14 protein-coding genes are annotated in these 17,116 nt (G+C 66.7%); 2 read left to right on the top strand and 12 right to left on the bottom strand.

Annotated features, from left to right (window positions below; genetic code table 11):
• Positions 1-88: 88 nt before the first annotated feature.
• The 5 genes from ACFSGJ_RS03700 to uxaC all read right to left on the bottom strand — a co-directional run bounded on the left by ACFSGJ_RS03700 (position 89) and on the right by uxaC (position 4,739).
• The gene (locus ACFSGJ_RS03700) at positions 89-370 is read right to left on the bottom strand and encodes a cupin domain-containing protein (RefSeq protein ID WP_390259608.1); all 282 of its coding nucleotides are present in this window, start codon (positions 368-370) and stop codon (positions 89-91) included.
• A gap of 8 nt (positions 371-378) precedes the next feature.
• Positions 379-1,659: a TRAP transporter large permease gene (locus ACFSGJ_RS03695; protein WP_377405461.1), complete on the bottom strand. Its 1,281-nt coding sequence runs from the start codon at positions 1,657-1,659 to the stop codon at positions 379-381.
• A gap of 5 nt (positions 1,660-1,664) precedes the next feature.
• Positions 1,665-2,252 (bottom strand): TRAP transporter small permease, encoded by a 588-nt coding sequence (locus ACFSGJ_RS03690; RefSeq protein ID WP_390259605.1) that lies wholly within the window; start codon positions 2,250-2,252, stop codon positions 1,665-1,667.
• A 73-nt stretch (positions 2,253-2,325) separates the two neighbouring features.
• Positions 2,326-3,297 (bottom strand): TRAP transporter substrate-binding protein, encoded by a 972-nt coding sequence (locus ACFSGJ_RS03685; protein WP_390259603.1) that lies wholly within the window; start codon positions 3,295-3,297, stop codon positions 2,326-2,328.
• Positions 3,298-3,332: 35 nt separating this feature from the next.
• Positions 3,333-4,739, bottom strand: coding sequence for a glucuronate isomerase (gene uxaC, locus ACFSGJ_RS03680; RefSeq protein WP_390259601.1), 1,407 nt, complete (start codon positions 4,737-4,739; stop codon positions 3,333-3,335).
• 80 nt (positions 4,740-4,819) lie between these two features.
• Here uxaC and ACFSGJ_RS03675 point away from each other — a divergent pair, with 80 nt between their 5' ends.
• Entirely contained in the window at positions 4,820-5,533 is a 714-nt protein-coding gene (locus tag ACFSGJ_RS03675) for a GntR family transcriptional regulator (RefSeq protein WP_390259599.1), read from the top strand.
• A gap of 16 nt (positions 5,534-5,549) precedes the next feature.
• Here ACFSGJ_RS03675 and ACFSGJ_RS03670 read toward each other — a convergent pair whose 3' ends face one another.
• Genes ACFSGJ_RS03670 through ACFSGJ_RS03640 form a run of 7 tightly spaced genes read right to left on the bottom strand, consistent with a single transcriptional unit; the run spans position 5,550 to position 14,883 of the window.
• Positions 5,550-6,992 (bottom strand): AMP-binding protein, encoded by a 1,443-nt coding sequence (locus ACFSGJ_RS03670; RefSeq protein WP_390259597.1) that lies wholly within the window; start codon positions 6,990-6,992, stop codon positions 5,550-5,552.
• Positions 6,985-7,830 carry a GNAT family N-acetyltransferase gene (locus ACFSGJ_RS03665; protein ID WP_390259595.1) on the bottom strand — a complete coding sequence of 282 codons (846 nt, stop codon included), beginning with the start codon at positions 7,828-7,830 and terminating at the stop codon, positions 6,985-6,987. Before ACFSGJ_RS03665 ends, ACFSGJ_RS03670 begins: the two co-directional genes overlap by 8 nt.
• On the bottom strand, positions 7,827-9,158 hold the full coding sequence (locus ACFSGJ_RS03660) for a diacylglycerol/polyprenol kinase family protein (RefSeq protein ID WP_390259593.1): 1,332 nt from the start codon (positions 9,156-9,158) through the stop codon (positions 7,827-7,829). The genes ACFSGJ_RS03665 and ACFSGJ_RS03660 overlap by 4 nt, the downstream gene beginning before the upstream one ends.
• Positions 9,155-10,258 (bottom strand): BtaA family protein, encoded by a 1,104-nt coding sequence (locus tag ACFSGJ_RS03655; RefSeq protein ID WP_390259591.1) that lies wholly within the window; start codon positions 10,256-10,258, stop codon positions 9,155-9,157. Before ACFSGJ_RS03655 ends, ACFSGJ_RS03660 begins: the two co-directional genes overlap by 4 nt.
• A complete protein-coding gene (locus ACFSGJ_RS03650; RefSeq protein WP_390259589.1) occupies positions 10,218-12,710 on the bottom strand; it encodes a PEP/pyruvate-binding domain-containing protein in 2,493 nt (830 codons plus the stop codon). The genes ACFSGJ_RS03655 and ACFSGJ_RS03650 overlap by 41 nt, the downstream gene beginning before the upstream one ends.
• Positions 12,710-13,615 carry a UbiA family prenyltransferase gene (locus ACFSGJ_RS03645; RefSeq protein WP_390259587.1) on the bottom strand — a complete coding sequence of 302 codons (906 nt, stop codon included), beginning with the start codon at positions 13,613-13,615 and terminating at the stop codon, positions 12,710-12,712. Before ACFSGJ_RS03645 ends, ACFSGJ_RS03650 begins: the two co-directional genes overlap by 1 nt.
• Positions 13,612-14,883, bottom strand: a complete 1,272-nt coding sequence (locus tag ACFSGJ_RS03640) for a hydroxymethylglutaryl-CoA reductase (protein WP_390259585.1) — start codon at positions 14,881-14,883, stop codon at positions 13,612-13,614. Before ACFSGJ_RS03640 ends, ACFSGJ_RS03645 begins: the two co-directional genes overlap by 4 nt.
• 353 nt (positions 14,884-15,236) lie before the next feature.
• Here ACFSGJ_RS03640 and ACFSGJ_RS03635 point away from each other — a divergent pair, with 353 nt between their 5' ends.
• Positions 15,237-16,820: a tannase/feruloyl esterase family alpha/beta hydrolase gene (locus ACFSGJ_RS03635; protein ID WP_390259583.1), complete on the top strand. Its 1,584-nt coding sequence runs from the start codon at positions 15,237-15,239 to the stop codon at positions 16,818-16,820.
• Positions 16,821-17,116: the final 296 nt, after the last annotated feature.

Below are 17,116 nucleotides of genomic sequence, written 5' to 3'. Positions count from 1 at the left end.
GCCGGCGCAGCGTGGCCGTGTCCATGGCGCGGGCGTGGTCCGGGTGGATCGCGTGGCGGGTCTCAACATGCGTCATGGTCTGGTCCTTTCAGAGAAAATCGTCACGCCGCGGCGTGAAACTGTCGATCAGCACGCCCCCTTCAACGCAGTTGCAGCCATGTTCGGCGCCCGAGGGGATGACAAAGGCGTCGCCCGGCCCCACCTCGAAGTCCCGCCCCGCCACGGTGAAGCGATAGCGGCCCGATTGGACATAGGTCGATTGCACATGCGGGTGGCTGTGCAGCGCCCCCTGATCGCCCGCCTCAAAGGCAAAGCGGACGACCATCAGTTCGGGCGCATGGGCCAGAACGGTTCGGACAGGATCGGGCATCGGAAACCTCAGCGGAAAAGCGATGGCAGCCAGAGCGACAGCGCCGGCACATAGGTCACAAGCATCAGGGTCGCCACGGCGGCCCCATAGAACGGCCAGATCGTGCGCATCACCTGCCAGATGCTGATCCGCCCGACCGCGCAGCCGACGAACAGCACCGCGCCGACCGGCGGGGTGCAAAGCCCGATGCCGAGGTTCAGGATCAGGATCACCCCGAAATGAACCGGATCGACCCCGAAGGCCATTGCCACGGGCAGGAAGATCGGCGTCGTGATGACGATCAGCGGCGACATGTCCATGAAAGTGCCCAGCACCAGAAGCATGACGTTCATGAGCAGCAGGATGACGATCGGGTTCGACGACACGTTCTGCAACATCTCGACCAGCTGCGCCGGCACCCGCATATAGGCCAGAAGCCAGCCGAAACAGGCGGCGCAGCCGATCACCAGCAGGACCATCGCCGTGGTGCGGACGGCACCCTTGGTCGCCTCGACGAATTCGGACCACGGCAGGCTGCGATAGACCAGCGCGGTGATCGCCAGCGCATAGACCAGCGCGATGTTGCTGCTTTCCGACGCGGTAAAGATGCCCGACCGCACACCGCCAAAGATGATCGCGATCAGGATCAGTCCGGGCAGCGCCGAGACGAAGAGGATGCCGAGCATCCGCAGCCCCGGGAACGGCTCGGTCGGGTAGCCCTTCTTGCGCGCGACCCACCAGGCGGCGGCCATCAGCATCAGCGCCAGCAAAAGCCCCGGGATGATGCCCGCGGTGAACAGATCGGCGATCGAGAGCCGCCCGCCCGCCGCGATGGAATAGATGATCATGTTGTGGCTGGGCGGGATCATCAGCGCGATGATCGAGCTGACCACCGTGATGTTGACCGCATAGTCGACATCATAGCCCTTGGCCTTCATCTGCGGCACCATGAGGCCGCCGACCGCGCTCGCATCCGCGGCGGCCGAGCCCGACACACCGCCGAACATCAGGCTAGCGGTGATGTTCACCTGGCCCAAACCCCCGCGCATATGCCCGACCAGCGCGCCGGCCAGCGCCACCAACCTTCGGGCGATGTCGCCCCGCACCATCAGGTCGCCCGCATAGATGAAGAACGGGATCGCCATCAGCGCAAAGACCGAGATGCCGGAATTCAGCCGCTGGAACACGACGACCGGCGGCAGGCCCAGATAGAGCACCGTGAAAAAGCTCGCCGCGCCGAGGCAAAAGGCAACCGGCGTGCCGATCAGCAGAAGTCCGGCAAAGCTGCCGAAGAGAATCCAGTATTCCATTGCCCTTACTCTTTCCGGCCATCCAGCATGGCCTCGGCCCGGCCCTCGGCGGCGCTGCCATCGGGCAGGCCGTCCGCCGCGTCATCCATGTCGCCAAAGCGTCGCGTCTTCAGCCCCGCCGCCCGGCGCAGGATACGTTCGAGCGAAAAGAGAACCAGCAGCACGCCCCCGCCGATCAGCGGCGCGAAATCCCACAGGCGCGAAATTCCCAGCCCCGGCACGACGCCGGTCGAGGCCCGCGCGGCCAGTTGCCAGCCGAACCAGACCATCCCCACCGCAAAGGCCGTGACGACGATATCCGACAGGGTGTGGAACCACGCGCGCCAGCTTTCGGGGACCAGCATCAAGCCCACGTCGAACGAGAGGTGATAGCCCTCCTTGACGCCCACAGCCGCGCCGATGAAGATGAACCAGCCCATCAGCATCACCGCCGCCGGTTCCGCCCAGAAGAGGCTGAACCCCAGCAGGTAGCGCGCGACCACCTGCGCAAAGACAAAGGCGCACATCAGGACAAGGCCCGTCCCGGCCAGCCAGAGCCCCGCCTGTGCGACGGCCCCGGTCAGGCGGGCCAATCCGATCAAGGCATCGCGCATCGCGATCTCCACAGGAAAGATCCCCAAGAGGAAAAAGGAAGGGGCCGCCCCGCGCCGGGACGGCCCTCTCCGGTCATTCGGTCGCGCGGATACGCTCGACCAGATCCTGCGCCTCGGGCGAGGTTGCGTATTTCTCGTAGACCGGCGCCATGGCGTCAATGAACGGCTGCTTGTCGATGTCGCGCACGATCTCGGCGCCCGCCGCGATGACACGCTCTTCCGACGCGGCCTCGGCCTCGGCCCAGAGCTGGCGCTGCGTGGCCGACGAATTGCGCGCCGCCTCGCGGACGATCTCCTGATCCTCGGGCGAGAGGCGGTCCCAGGTCGCCTTGGACATCGCGACCAGTTCCGGCACCATCAGGTGTTCGTCCAGCGTGAAATAGCGTGCCACTTCGGCATGTCCGGAACTGTCATAGCTGGGGAAGTTGTTTTCCGCCCCGTCGATCACGCCGGTCTGGATCGCGGAATAGACCTCGCCATAGGGCATCGGCGTCGCGGTCGCGCCAAGCGCGGTCATCATGTCAACGAACACGTCGTTCTGGATCACGCGGAACTTCATCCCGGCCAGATCTTCCATCGCGTTGATCGGGCGCTGAGAGTTGTAGAAGCTGCGCGCACCGCCATCGTAATAGGCCAGCACCACCAGATCGCGTTCCTCGAAGGCCGCGCCGATTTCCTCGCCGATCGGGCCGTCCATCACCGCATGCATGTGATCGACGTTGCGGAACAGATAGGGCAGCGAGAAGGTCCGCGTCACCGGCACGATGTCGTTGAAGGTCCCGAAGGAGGCGCGGACCATGTCGATCACGCCGAACTGGGTCTGCTCGATCGTGTCGCGTTCCTCGCCCAGCTGCGCCGAGGGGAAGACCTCGATGCAGATGCGGCCCTCGGTCCGGTCCAGGATCTCGGCGGCCATGGCCTTGACGCCCTCGACGGTCGGATAGCCGTCGGGATGCGTGTCGGATGACCGCAGCGTCACCTCACAAGCGGCCGCAAAGCTCGCCGAGGCCAGCAGTGCCGCCACGGTTGTTGTCAGTAGTTTCATCTTTTCCTCCCTCATGTGATCTTCCGTTCAGAAGTTCAGAGCCTGTAGGCCCGCCTGGCGAGCCCGTAGGTCAATTCATGCGCAAGCTCGGGCGCCTCATCCTCGGCCAGCCGGCCGGTGGCGACCAGCGTCGCAAGATAGGCGCAGTCCACCCGCCGGGCGACGTCGTGCCGCGCGGGGATCGAGCAGAAGGCCCGCGTGTCGTCGTTGAAGCCAACGGTGTTGTAGAACCCCGCCGTTTCCGTCGTCATCTCGCGGAAGCGGCGCATCCCCTCGGCGCTGTCATGGAACCACCAGGCGGGGCCAAGCCGGAGGCACGGATAAACCCCGGCCAAGGGCGCCAGTTCGCGCGCATAGGCGGATTCGTCCAGCGTGAACAGGATCACCGTCAGGCGCGGGTCCATGCCCACCGCGTTCAGAAGCGGGCGCAGCGCCGCGACATAATCGGTGCGGCCGGGGATGTCGAAGCCCTTGTCGCGCCCGAACATTGCCAGCACCTGATCGGAATGGTTGCGGCGCGACCCCGGATGGATCTGCATGACCAGGCCGTCTTCCAGGCTCATCCGCGCCATTTCGGTCAGCATATGACCGCGGAAGGCGTCGGCTTCCCCGGGCGAGCATTCGCCGCGCAGGGCCTTGGCGAAGAGCGCCGCCGCCTGATCCTGCGGCAGGTCCTCGGTCCGGGCCGTCGCATGGCCATGGTCGCTCGATGTGGCGCCATGCTCGATGAAAAAGGCCCGCCGCGCCCGGTGCGCATCCAGATAGCCGCCCCAGGTCGCTGTGTCGAACCCCGTCTGCTGCCCCATCAGCGCCACGTTTTCGACAAATCCCGCGATTTCCGGGTCGATCACGCCATCGGGGCGATAGGCGGTGATGACCCTGCCCTGCCAGCCGCTTTCCCGGATCATCCGGTGCCAGCGCAGATCGTCGGTCGCGGCCTCGGTCGTGGCGATCGCCTCGATGTTGAACCGCTCGAACAAAGCGCGGGGGCGAAATTCGGGGCGCTGCAGGCAATCGGCGATGTGGTCGTAATAATGATCGGCGGTGTCAGAAGAAAGACGGCGGTCCAGCCCGAACACGTTTTCAAAGCTGTAGTCGAGCCACAGCCGCGAGGGCGTGCCCCGGAACAGGTGGTAGTTTTCCGCGAAACGCCGCCAGATCTTGCGCCCGTCGGCCTCGGTCGGGCCGCCATCGGCGCGCGGCACGCCCAGATCGGTCAGCGCGATGCCCTGGGAACAGAGCATGCGGAAGACATAGTGATCCGGCGTCACGAAAAGCTGGGCGGGGTCGGGAAAGGGCTGATCCTCGGCGAACCAGCGCGGATCGGTGTGACCATGCGGGCTGAGGATCGGCAGGTCGCGAATCCCGTCGTAAAGCGCGCGCGCCAGATCCCGGGCGCGGGGCTCTACTGGAAAAAGACGGTCTGGCGACAGCAGAGTCATCGTATGGTTGTCCCCGGTCTTGCTATCTATCTGGCAGACTAATATGCTAGATTACAAGTTGGGTCAATCCGGAGATCACCATGCCTGTGACGACGCCTCGCGCCCTGCCGGCCCTGCCCGAGATGCGACCCCGCACGGTCACGGACCAGATCTTCGACCTGCTCTATCAGCGTGTCATCGACCTGTCGTTGCCGCCCGGCACCCGCCTGTCAGAGGCCGAGGTCGCGGCCCAGACCGGCGTGTCGCGCCAGCCGGTGCGCGACGCGTTCTTCCGCCTGTCGCAACTGGGCTTCATCCTGATCCGGCCGCAGCGCGCGACCACGGTCACGCCCATTTCCGAACAGGCGGTCACGCAGGCCTATTTCATCCGCGCCGCGCTGGAGGAATCGGTGATGCGCGAGGCCGCGCGCACCCTGACGCCCGAAGATCACGACCGGTTGGCCGATCTTATCGTGGCCCAGCACGCCGCGCTCGACGCCGCCGACCACGGGCAGTTCCACGCGCTCGATGACAGTTTCCACCGGGAAATCTGCACCGCCGCCGGGCTCGAATTCGTCTGGACGCTGGTCAAGGAGAACAAGGGCCACATGGATCGCGCACGGTTCCTGTCGCTGTCCTTCGGCGCCCCCCGGGTGATCGAGGAACACCGCCAGATCCTCGACGCCCTGCGCCGCCGGGATGCCGAGGCGGCTGCGGCGGCCCTCCGGCTGCACCTGAGCCAGATCCAGTCGATCATCGACCGGCTGAAAAAGGACCGGCCCGAGATGTTCGAGACCGCCGCCGATCTGTCCTGACAGGCGGCTGCGGCGTTCAGCGCCCGCGCCAGTCGCGCAGGGCCTTCCGGTCGATCTTTGACGCATGGCGTCTGTCCATCGGCATCCTGTCGACCCTGATCACCCGGCCGATGCCCAGCGATGCGGCGCGCTCCTGCCACTGACGGGCATTTTCGGCATCGCCGTCGATGAACAGGACGGCGCGCCCTTCCTCGGCCATCAGGGCGCAGTTGCGGACCCCGGGCCAGCGACGGACGGTGATCTCGACCGAAAAGGGGTGGACCGTCTGGCCGTCGATCTCCACCTCCGACCCCACGCGGCCAAGCAGCCAGAGCCGGCCCTGCCCGTCCAGATGACCGGCATCCCCCGTCCTGTGCCAGAGCGTTCCGCCCTCGCGGATCTTGGTTTCCGCATCCTGCGCCGGATCGAGGTAGCCCCCGTTCACATGCGCCCCCGCGACCTGGATTTCGCCCTTTTCGATCCGGAGCAGGATGCCCGCAACCGGATGGCCGACAAGCAGGCCCTGCCCCTGATCCATTGCGGTTTCATCCGCCGCCCGGAGATCGGCGGTATCGAGATGCGCGATCGGCTCTGCCTCGGTCGAGCCGTAGACGCAGGTCAGGCGCAGGTGCGGCGCGGCCTGACGCAGGCGGTCCACAAGGTCGGGAAAGACCGGACCACCGCCCGTGAACACCCGGTCAAGCTGCGGCGGCACCCCCGATACGGCCAGCTTTTCGCAGAGCGACGGGGGGATCAGCGCGCGCGTCACCCCCTGACGCTCGATCCAGTCGCGCAGCCTGTCGGGCGGCAGAGCCGCGATGCGCGACATCCTCCAGTTCGGCAGGACCGACGTGCGCCCGGCGGCAAGGTTGATCAGCACAAAGACCGGAAAGGCCACCAGATCGCGTTCGTCGGCCCGGTCGCTCTCCAGCAAGGGCGCGACGGCTCGGTGCTGCGCGTCCAGAAAATCATGGCTGCGCGGAATGGCCTTGGGCGCCCCGCCCGTGCCCGAGGTGAAGGAGATCAGCGCGACCGAGCCGTCCTCACCCGAAACTTCCCTCCCCGGCGCGTCCCTCAAGGGCCCCGGATGCGACGCGGGTCGCAGCGGCATGGTCCCCCAAAGCCCGGGCAAGACCCATTTCAAGAGACCGAAAGCCCCGGAACTGCAAAACCCCTCGGGCCGCGTCACCCGCGCGGCATGGCGAAACCCGGCAAGACCCATCGCCGGTTCGGGCAGAACGACCGTGGCCCCCAGCGACCAGAGCGCCGCCAGCGCCGCATAAAGGTCTGCGTCCACCGACATCGCGAGCAGCACCCTGTGCCCTGGCCGGATGCCCTTGCGTTGCCAGGCGGCGGCGAAAGCCTCGGACCGGGCCCTCAGCGCACCGAAACTGGTCTGACGGCCGCGACCGTCGATCAGGGCCACCCTGTCCGGATGCCGCGCGACGGCCGCCGCGAAATCCCTCAGCAGGTCAGCCATCCAGACGTAGCCCCAAAAGCTCATACCTCCGGAAGATCCGCGCCCCTTCGCGGCGGCTGCGCGCGGCCGAGATATTGTCGTCATGGATCAGCGCATGGATGACCGTGTCATAGCCGAGCGCCAGCGCCCCCGCGTGGCAGGCGTGGACCAGATGCCGCCCGGCCCCGCGCACCCGGCTGGCATAGGTTTTCAGGATCACCGTCCGGGATTGCGGCCCCTGGGCATAATCGGGGATGGCAAAGAGATACCCGGCCAAGGCCCCGTCCGGCGCCCGCGCAAGAAAGATCAGGTCAGGCCGCATCATGGGCATGAGCGGGCGGTAAAGCGCGAGGAAGGCATCCTGCGGGATCGGGGTGTAAAAGGCGTTGCCCGCAAAGGCCTCGGACGACAGGGCAAAGACCTCGGCAAGCAGCGTCTCGGGCGCGGTACCGTCCCAGCAGCGGATGTGAAAGGCATCCGTCGGGGGCGGTGGCGTGGGGTCTACATCGGCCAGCGCCATCCTGGCCGAGAAATAGCGCGCGACGGGAAGGAATCCGGCGGTGGCAAAGACTGCGGGCTCCTCGGGCCGGTTCGAGGGTTCCAGCAGGAAGGGGGGCGTGCCGTCGCTTTCCGACACGAAGCGGTAGCTGTGCCATGTGTCGCCCGCCATCGGCCCCAGAACCCGGTCGCGCCCGGCCTCCCGGATCATCGTCAGGGCCTGATCCATCAGCGCGGCGCCGCAGGCCCGGTCGCGAAACGAGACATCGCCGATGGTCGCCGCAACCGCCCCGTCCCATGCGGGGCCGTCCAGATGCACGGTCAGGCGGGCGCCCTCATTCTTCAGCTGGTGATGCGTCACAGGGCCATCCTTTCCGTTGCTTGAAACGCGCCCCCTGCCATCAGCAGCGCGGCGTAATAGCCCAGGGGCGGCAGGACCGACAGGACCGTCAGCTTCAACACCCGGTCCTGCATCAGCCAGCGCGGCGCCAGCCCCGCCGCGACCGAGGGGATCAGCAGACAGGCGACGGCGAGCAACCACATGGGTTCCGCCCAGACCGCATCGGGCGGGTTCACGGAGGTGACCCCGAACCTGACCGCCATCAGCACCAACGCAATCGCCGGCACCCAAAGCAGGCGCCGCCCCAGCGCGAGGGTGCAAAGCCCCATGACCATCCCGATGGCTGTCAGCCCGTAGAACTGGACCGCGTTCCAGCCGGTCGCGGTCCCGACCGCCAGCCAGCCGAAGCTGAAGATCGCAAGCGCCGCCACCACGTCAAGCTCACCGTAGTCATCCTCGCCCGGCGAGCGGAGCGAGCACCACGCATGGGCGAGCAGCACGAGCCCGGGCAGGATGGCGTTCTGGATCTCGACCACCGACAGGATCATGAAGACCGCGACCACATAAACCCGCGCCGCATGATCGCTGAGGCCAAAGCGCGGCCCCACGGCGCGAAAGCCGATGATCGACGCAAAGAAAAGCCCCGCAAGCCCCAGAAGATCGCCAAGCCCGCTCTGGCTGTGCACGACCAGAAACACCAGAAGCGCAAGCGGCAGGAACAGGTTATCGAACCCGCGCCAGCTTTGCGCCTCGACCAGGGTACCAAAAGCCGCGATCATCACCGCCAGCGCGAGGATGTTCGGCGGCGGCAGGTCCGACAGGAACATCAGGCAGATCAACGCGACGAGCAGCGTCACGACGAAAAAGACGACGGTGCCCTCGATGCTCTTGATCCCGTCCTCGACCTTGAAACGGCGGGTGCCGTAATGGATGCCCGCAAGGGCGGCGGCGGCATCCGAGATCGTCAGGACGGCGATCGGCAGCACATAGAACAGCGCGACCCCCTCGGACAGGAAGAAACAAAGGCCCACGGAAAGCGCCAGAAGGAAGTCGCCGTAAGACCGCCGCCCGACCCCGTGCAAGGTCTGCCCCAACCGGCCCGAAAGCCGGGGAAGGCGCAAGGCTACCATCACCGCCAGCGCAAGGCCCGTCAGCATGTAGACCGGCCAGCGGTCGGGGAAAATCCACGGGAATGACAGGGCGTAAAGCCCCGTGCCGACATGGACAAGCTTGCGCTGCACCTCGCCACCCAGGCCCCAGCGCAGGGCCGTGACCCGCACCAGGGCCATCAGCCCCAGCAGGACCGCCACCGATCCGAACGCCAGCGCGATCTGGGCGGGAACACTCATCCCGCGACCTCTTCCACCACGAAATCCGAATAGAAGAAGGCCTTGTCCTGCGCCTTGAGCCGGTCCTCGATCTCGCGCCGCCGGATCACCCGCGCGGCAAGCCCGGGGGGCACCCGCCGGGGAACCATCATGTTCCAGTAGACCAGGCGCGCGCCCGGCGCGGCGGCATCCAGCAGGCCTTCGTAGACCTGCGCAAAGACTGCCGGGGACATGTATTCGAAGATATCGGACAGGTTGAAGCCATCCGCACGTTCGCCGGTGGAAACGAAGGCCTCCAGCGATCCGGGCCTTATATCCAGCCGGTCCAGCCGGCTGCGGATGACATCGAAATGTTCGCGGCGCCAGGCCGTCGGCAGGGCGGTGCCATGCGTGCCGTGCAGGATCCAGTGGAGATAGGGATTTCCGGCGGGGTCCGTTTCGACCGCCGCGTGATGGATGCGCCGGGCGACATGGGCGGCGGGGCTGCCCTCGACATGGTCGAAAAAGGCCTTGTCCCGCCCCATCCGCCCCATCACGAAACGCGAAAAGAAGACGTTGAGCAACAGGCGCCAACGAAAGCTGTCGAACCGATGATCGTAAAAGGCCTGCCGGGCGGCCCTGTCGCGGGGCACGAAGACCTCATCCAGCGTCCGGCGCCCATGGACCAGCGGCAGCAGCCATTTACGGAAAATCCGGAAATACCGCTCGAACTTGCCGACGCCCCCGGCCCCGTGGCGGTCCACATCATGCTCGAGCGCGGTCCAGAAGGCGCGGGTTTCCGCATCCTGCCCGGCCAGCGCACGCGACAAGAGCATCCCGCGCCGGGTCGAGGGGCGCGCGCCCATCAGCTCCAGAAACTCAGGATGCGTCAGTTCGGAAAAGGCGCCGATGCGCAGGCGAAGGCAGGCGATCTGGGCCGGCGACAGATCGACGGTGACGACCCGCGCCGGGTCGAGCGTCAGCATGGCGAGCGCATTGTCCCCCGCCGAGCAGATCGACACCAGCGTCCCCCCGGCACATGCCCCCAGCGCCTGCGTCAGGACATCCGCATCCTCCCACAGCTGGGCGTAGCGGATGCGCTCAAAGCTCGCCTTGGCTTCGATCTCGGCGCGTGCTGCCATGTCTTTCGACCTCTCCTGTTGCGCCATCTACGGTGATGCTCTCTCCGTCTTCAATCCAGCCGGTCGCGCCCCTCAGGCCCACGACGCAGGGGATACCCAGTTCGCGCGCCACGATTGCGGAATGGGACAAGAGCGAGCCGCGTTCGACCACGATGGCCGCGGCGTTCGAGAATACGGCGATCCAGCCGGGGTCGGTATGCCGCGCGACAAGGATCTCACCAGGGGCCAGCGACTGGGTGCGCGGATCGCGGATCACCCGCGCGACCCCGCTGACCCGGCCCGCCGAACACCCCGTGGCCGTCCGGCGCGTCGCGCCGTCGCGCGCTGCCGGGCTGTCATTCCAGACCGGGGAAATGGCGGGGCCGCGCAGTTCGATCCGTTCGGGCGGGTCGGGGCGTTGCGATGCGCCGCTGTCCTCGGCCTTGCGCAGGGCGATCAGCGACCGGAGATCGGGCGACAGGCCGAACCCCTCGACCGCGCCCAGAACTTCGAGCGTGGTCAGATGGAACACGTCACGGGGGGCGTCGATCAGCCCGCGCGCCGCAAATTCGCGGCCCAGGGCCAGAAACACCCGCCGCGCATGGCCAAAGACCCGCGTCCGTTCAAAGCGGAGGTTTTCGCGGTCACGCACACGGGCCTTCGCCCAGCCGATCAGGGCCCGGGCCGCCGCCCGTTTCAGCGGGTTCGGAAACAGTGCCGCCCAGTCCGGAGCCGAATCCGGGGGCGCCTTGTCCATGTCGCGGCCTGCGCTGGCGGCAATCGCGGCAAGAAGGCTCGACGGGTCATCACGCAGTGTCAGGCTTTCAAGCTTCAGTTCCTCGGTGCAGCGATCCCCGAAGCGGGCGATATAGGCATCGAATTCGTGTTGCAGCCTTGGGTCGGCGGCAAGTGCGGCCCTGTCCCCGGCGGCGAGCCGCGCTTCAAGCCCTGCGGCCTTTGCCATTTGCCCCATGGCGAGGATGCGCCGGGCCGGTTCCGCCGAGACGATATCCCCCTGCCCGATCATGACGTCATTGTGCAGCGCGATCCCGTCCTGCCCCAACCATTTCTGCATCAGGTTGCGCGAGGCACCGAAGGCGATCATGCAAAGAAAATCGTTGACCAGCGGCGCGTCCCACCGGTCGAGCAACGTGCTCTCGATCTTGCGATATTCCGCGGCGAGTGCGGTCGGCCCCGCCCGGTCCAGATCAAGGTCGCTGTCGAGCGCCGCGTTCAGCCGGTCGTAAAAGCGACGGCGCGTGCGGGGCAGAACCAGCGCCTGCCACAGAAGACCCGCACCTGCCCGTACCAGCCGTCCGTATTCGCTCAGCCGGGCGCGCCCGGTCGCGGAGGGCGGACCGATCCGGTCAGTCACCTCGGCGGGCATGGGCGTATCGACACCCATCATCGTTTCCATATAGGCCCGGTTCAGCGAAAACCCCGGCAAGAGCGACAGCGCCCGGTACCAATTGACGAGGTTGTAATAGACCCGCCCGTCGACCCGCCCGAGCATGTTGTCGAAGACCGCCGAATGCGCCGCGATCCTGTCCTGCGGCACACCGAGCATGGCCACGAAGACCCGGTAGACCCGGCCATAGACATGCACGGCAAAGGAATAGGTCAGTGGGCTTACGACCCCCGGATAGCTTTCGATGATGTTCGAATTGTCGAAGATGGTCAGCGCGTCATCCGGGTTCGGCGCGGCCCGGATGGCGGTGGTGATCGGGCGCGATTGCAGGATGTGGAGCCCCGCGTCGTCCAGCGCCCATTCGATGTCCTGCGGACTGCCGAAGAGCGCCTCGGCCCGTCGGGCAAGGTCGGCGATCTCTTGCGCCTGCGCCTCTGTCAGGACGACAGGTCGGGTGGCGCAGACGGCCCCGGTATCTGTTCCCGTATCTGCCGCCACCGTCCAGTCCTCGCCATCCGCCTCGCCCGAGACGAGGCGATCCGCAAGGCCGGCGATGGCCGAAATGACAACCCGGTCGCGCCGGCCGGTAACGGGATCGGCGGAAAACGCGACCCCGGCCACCCGCGCATCGACCATGCGCTGGACCACCACGGCCGGCCCTTCCGCCTGCCCCCCTGACCAACGCGCGCGATAGGTCGCGACCGTTTCCGAAAACCCCGATTGCCAGACCCTGCGCGCGGTGGCCTCGACCTCTGCCGCCGGCACGTTCAGAAAGCTGTCGAACTGGCCGGCATGGCTATGCTCTGCCCCGTCCTCGGCCCGCGCCGAACTGCGCACCGCAAAGGGTCCGTCGCCCAGCCGCGCCAGTGCCGTCGCAAGTCCCGGGACGGCGCCGCCCTTCTTGAACGTCTCGCCCCCGAACGTCTCACCGTCGAACGCCTCGGCGCGGATCACGAAGAATTCGGGCGGCGCAAAGCCCGCCTGCGCCAGACGGCCAAGGGCCGCCGCCTTGCCGCCGACCTGTTGCGCATCGGTCGCATCCTGCTGCGGGACAATAAAGGTCATCAGAACATCCCTGTCAGGATCGGGGCGAACCCGGCCAGCGCGTAGCACAGGAAAACCCATAGCCCCGCCAGCAGATCCAGCCGCTTTTCTGTCGCAATCGTCGGCGCTCTTGCGTGGCGCCACGCGGCGACAGCGCAGGCGACCGCACCCGCCCCGCCCGCCGGCAAGGCGACCGCAACCGCATCCGTCAGGACCGCCAGCGCCATCAGGATGCCAAAGGACAGCGCCACAAAGACGGCCCAGACCCAGGCCGCCCGGCCCGGCCCCCAGAGCGCCGAGTAGCTCTCGACCCCGGCGATCTCGCTTTGTGGCGCCCAAATCTTGCGCCCGATCTCCAGCACGCAGCCGTTCACGAACGACAGCGCGAGGAACAGCGCCAGCGCCGCCGCCGGTCCGCCCCCCGGCATCCATTCGAACGCGGTGAGCAACAGATCGATCAGCGGCATGATCGCCATATGGCTGACGAGATAGAGCACCGGCCGCGCCCCAAGCCATGCCGGCACCCCGAATTCAGCGGTCATGAGCGCGAGCCACACCCAGACCACCCCCAATAACCACAGAAGCGGCGGATGCCACGCCCCTGCGGCAAGGGCGGTCAGCGGCAGCGACAGCACCCCAAGCCCCATCACCGCCCGGAGCGAGATCAGCCCCCTCGGGATCGGGCGGTCGGGGCGGAACCGCCGGTCGGCGTCGAGATCCTTGAACTCGTCGCAGACCCGCATCTGAAAGAAGATCAGGAGCGCTGTGACAAACGCCGCCAGAAAGCCCCAGCCCGATGGCAGGGGGCGCCCCGCCAGTTGCGCCGAAACGCTGATGCTTGCCGCGGAAAAGACCGCCAGTAGCGGCACCGTCCTGGCAAGCGGAAAGCGTTCCTTCTGATAGATCCAGAGATTGCCGAGCTTCATCTGTGACGCGCCAGTTTCTCATGCGCGCGGGCAAAATCACCCGCCGCAATCGCCGCCACGATCGAAATCTCGCCACAGAGGCAGGTCGCCGCGACCACCTCGGCCAGGGCGGCGCCGTGCCCGTCCCCCCGAAGCCCCAGGATGTTCAGTGCCGCCGACTGGCTGGGCAGCGCGGTGCCGCCCCCGACCGAGCCGACCAGAATGTTGGGCATCGTCACGCTGCAGAAAAGATCCTCGCCCCGCGCCTCCATCCGCGTCACGCCCATCGCGCTTTCGGCAACGCAGGCCGCATCCTGCCCCGTGGCGATGTAGATCGCCGCCAGCCCGTTCGCGAAATGCGCCTGCGCCCCAAGCTGACCGGACAAAAGCGCGCCAAGGTTCGCAACCTGTCCATAGGCCAGCATCTCGGCCACGCTGGTTCCGAGCGCCGATCTGACCACCCCGGCCTTCAGGGTCACGGAGGCGCTGACCTTGCGGCCGCGCCCGGTCACCATGCCAAGCGAGGATGCCTTTTTGTCGCCCGAGAAATTGCCCTCGATATACCATGCCCTAAGGGGGACGGGGCAGCGCGCGACAATATCCTCGCACATGGCGTTGGTCGCGATGGTGACCATGTTCTGCCCGGCGGCATCGCCGGTTGTGAAGCGGCAGATCAGAAAGACGATGTTATTGTCGATCACCGGCTCGACCGAGATCATCTTGCCATGGCGGGTCGTGGCCTCGGCCGCGACCTTCAACTGATCGACCCCATCGACGACCCACTCGACGAAAAGGCCCGCGTTCAGCAGGCTGTCCAGAACGAAGGCGGGCGTGCGGATGACACCTTCGTACAGGATCGCGGTGTTGATCCCGCCTGATCGTGTCGCCGCCCGGGCACCCCGCGCATAGGATGCGACCAGCGCGGCCTCGGTCGTGGCCATCGGGACGTGATAATCGCCATGCGCGTTCAGCCCGTTGATCCGCAACGGCCCGATGACCCCCAGGGGGAGCTTCACGGTGCCGATGAAGTTCTCGATATTGGCGTTGAAGCGCGCAGGCTCCGCCATTGTCAGCGGATCGGCCAGCGCCTCGCGGTCCGGGTCCGCGACCCTGCCGCCGGCCATCAGCCGGTTCCAGTATGTCGCGACCGTCTGCGCCGTGGCCCGGCGCACGGGGCGCAGCATTTCGGGCCGTGCATCTGCGGGCGCCATGCGTTCCTGCAGCGGTGTGCCCTGCACCCGGGCCCGGATTCTGCGCAGCATGTCCTTGACATGGGCCGGAACTGGCATGTCGGGCCTTCCTCAGATGATCCTGTCGCCGAAGTCTATTGCGTCGCACCAGCGGGGGAAACCGGCTTCTTTCTGGCGGGCGGAAAGCGTCAGAAGGGGCGGCGCGCGACGAAGTCCCGGCGCAAGGCAGGCGGCGCGGTTCAGCGTGATGCGCGGGCTTTCGCCCCAAGTCCGTGGCGACAATGTATTCACTGCAGCTACGGATTGCGCAAAAACACCCGTGAACTACACTTATAATTGCGAATCGTGAATACATTTCCGGCCCGGAATCGACATCGGACCACGCCGGACTTCACCACGGTTCGCCCCATCGGCCAGGAGGGGCCATGGGCAGACAGCAAGGGAGAGAGACCATGAAGCCATTGCACCTGACCGGCCTTGCCGGCGGATTGATGCTGGCCGCGGCGATGCCAGCCGTTGCCCAGACGGCCTGCGCGGAGATGTCCGCGGCGCCCCTTGACGGGGTGACGATCACCAGCGCCGCCGAAGTTGACGCGACCGAGGCCGCCCCCGCCCATTGCGAGATCCTTGCGCAGATCGCGCCCGCCGACCCCGAAGGCTGGCCCATCAATCTGCGCGTCGTCCTGCCCGAGGACTGGAGCGGCCATGCGGTGCAGTTCGGCGGCGGCGGCTTTAACGGCACGATCCCGCAGCAGGCGGGCGGGCGCTGGCAGACGCCTGCCGCCGCGCAGGAATTCCCGTTCAAGGGCCACGCGACCTTTTCCGGCGACTCCGGCCATAGCGTCGATGACCTGCCCTATGGTCCCGATATCGACGTGCGGCGGGCCTCGTTCGCGCTGAACCAGGAGGCCTTTGAGCGCTATGCCCGCCGCTCGGTCAACGAGACCTATGGCGCCGCGATGCAGATCATCGAGGCGCATTACGGCACCCCCGCCGATCTGCGCTATTTCGTCGGGTTCTCGCAGGGCGGCAAAGAGGCGATGGTCGCCGCGCAGGACCATCCCGAGGATTACGACGGCATCCTTGTCGGCGACCCGGTGGCGAACCTCACCGGGCTCAAGATCGCGCATCTGCAATCCTCGCTCGGCTTTTACCGCAATGGCGGCGAGGGCTGGGTCGGGCCGGAACTCGCGCAGCTGGTGACCGATGCGGTCTATGCCCAATGCGACCCGCAGGACGGGCTGGAGGATGGCTGGATCGCGAATTTCGAGGGCTGCGAACCTGATCTGTCCTCCCTGCTTTGTGCAGAGGGTCAGACCGGCGACTGTCTGACCGAGGCGCAGCTTGAAGCCGTGATGAACGTCGCCCGCCCGGTCGAACTTGATTTCGAGATCGCCAATGGCCTGACCGGGCACGCGGGCTATCCTTGGGGCAATACAGCCTGGCAGGGCAGCTTTGCCGGGTCGCGCCCGGTTCCGTCCCAGCCCGGCCCCAGCCAGGACGGATATGACTCCTACGTCTATACGCTGGGCGACGGCTATGCCCGGTTCTTCATCGCACAGGACGCCGAATATGACACGCTCGGCTTCGATCCGAACGATCCCGCCCTGCGCGACCGGATCGTCGCGGTGTCGCAGATCCTCGATGCAACCAACCCCGATCTGTCGGGCCTGCGCGATCGCGGGGGGCGGATGATCCTCTATGCCGGGGGTGCGTCCGAAGTTCCCCCCGCGGAAGTTGCCGCCTACTGGACCCGCGTGAACGAGACGATGGGCGCGGATGCGGTTACGGAATTCGCGCGCTTCTACATCTTTCCCTCGATCAACCATGGCGGCGTGGGTCCCGAGGGGATGCCGAACCGCGCCGATCTTTTTTCGGTGCTCGAAACCTGGGTGACGGAAGGAACGGCGCCGGGCGATCTGGTCAACAGCAACGACGCGGGCACGATCACCCGCCCGCTTTGCCAGTACCCCGCATGGCCGCAATATCAGGGCGGAGACGAAAGCGCCGCCGAGAGCTTTGCCTGCGTGCAGTGATCTTGTGACCCGAGACGGGGGCCGGTCGCCGGGCCGGCCCTTGCGGGGTTGAAAGCCGGGTTACCTTGCAGTGGTCAGACCTGCATCCCTTTCCTCCGATAGCGCCATTAACGGGGGATGTGGCAGGGATGTGCCTGATCCTCTTTCCCCTCGGGAACGCCTGTGATCACGCTGAGGAAGCGCCTGAACGCAAGCGACCTGCGATCAGATGCGGTGGCTTGATATGCCCGGCATCTACAACTTTTCGGCGTTGGCGGCGCGAGCCTCGATCAGCCAGCCGACATGGTCGGCCACCG

This window comes from Halodurantibacterium flavum (assembly GCF_042681825.1).
Classification (GTDB): Bacteria; Pseudomonadota; Alphaproteobacteria; order Rhodobacterales; family Rhodobacteraceae; genus Halodurantibacterium; species Halodurantibacterium flavum.
Note: the sequence above shows the minus strand (reverse complement) of the source record. Positions and strands in the feature narration are given on the sequence as shown.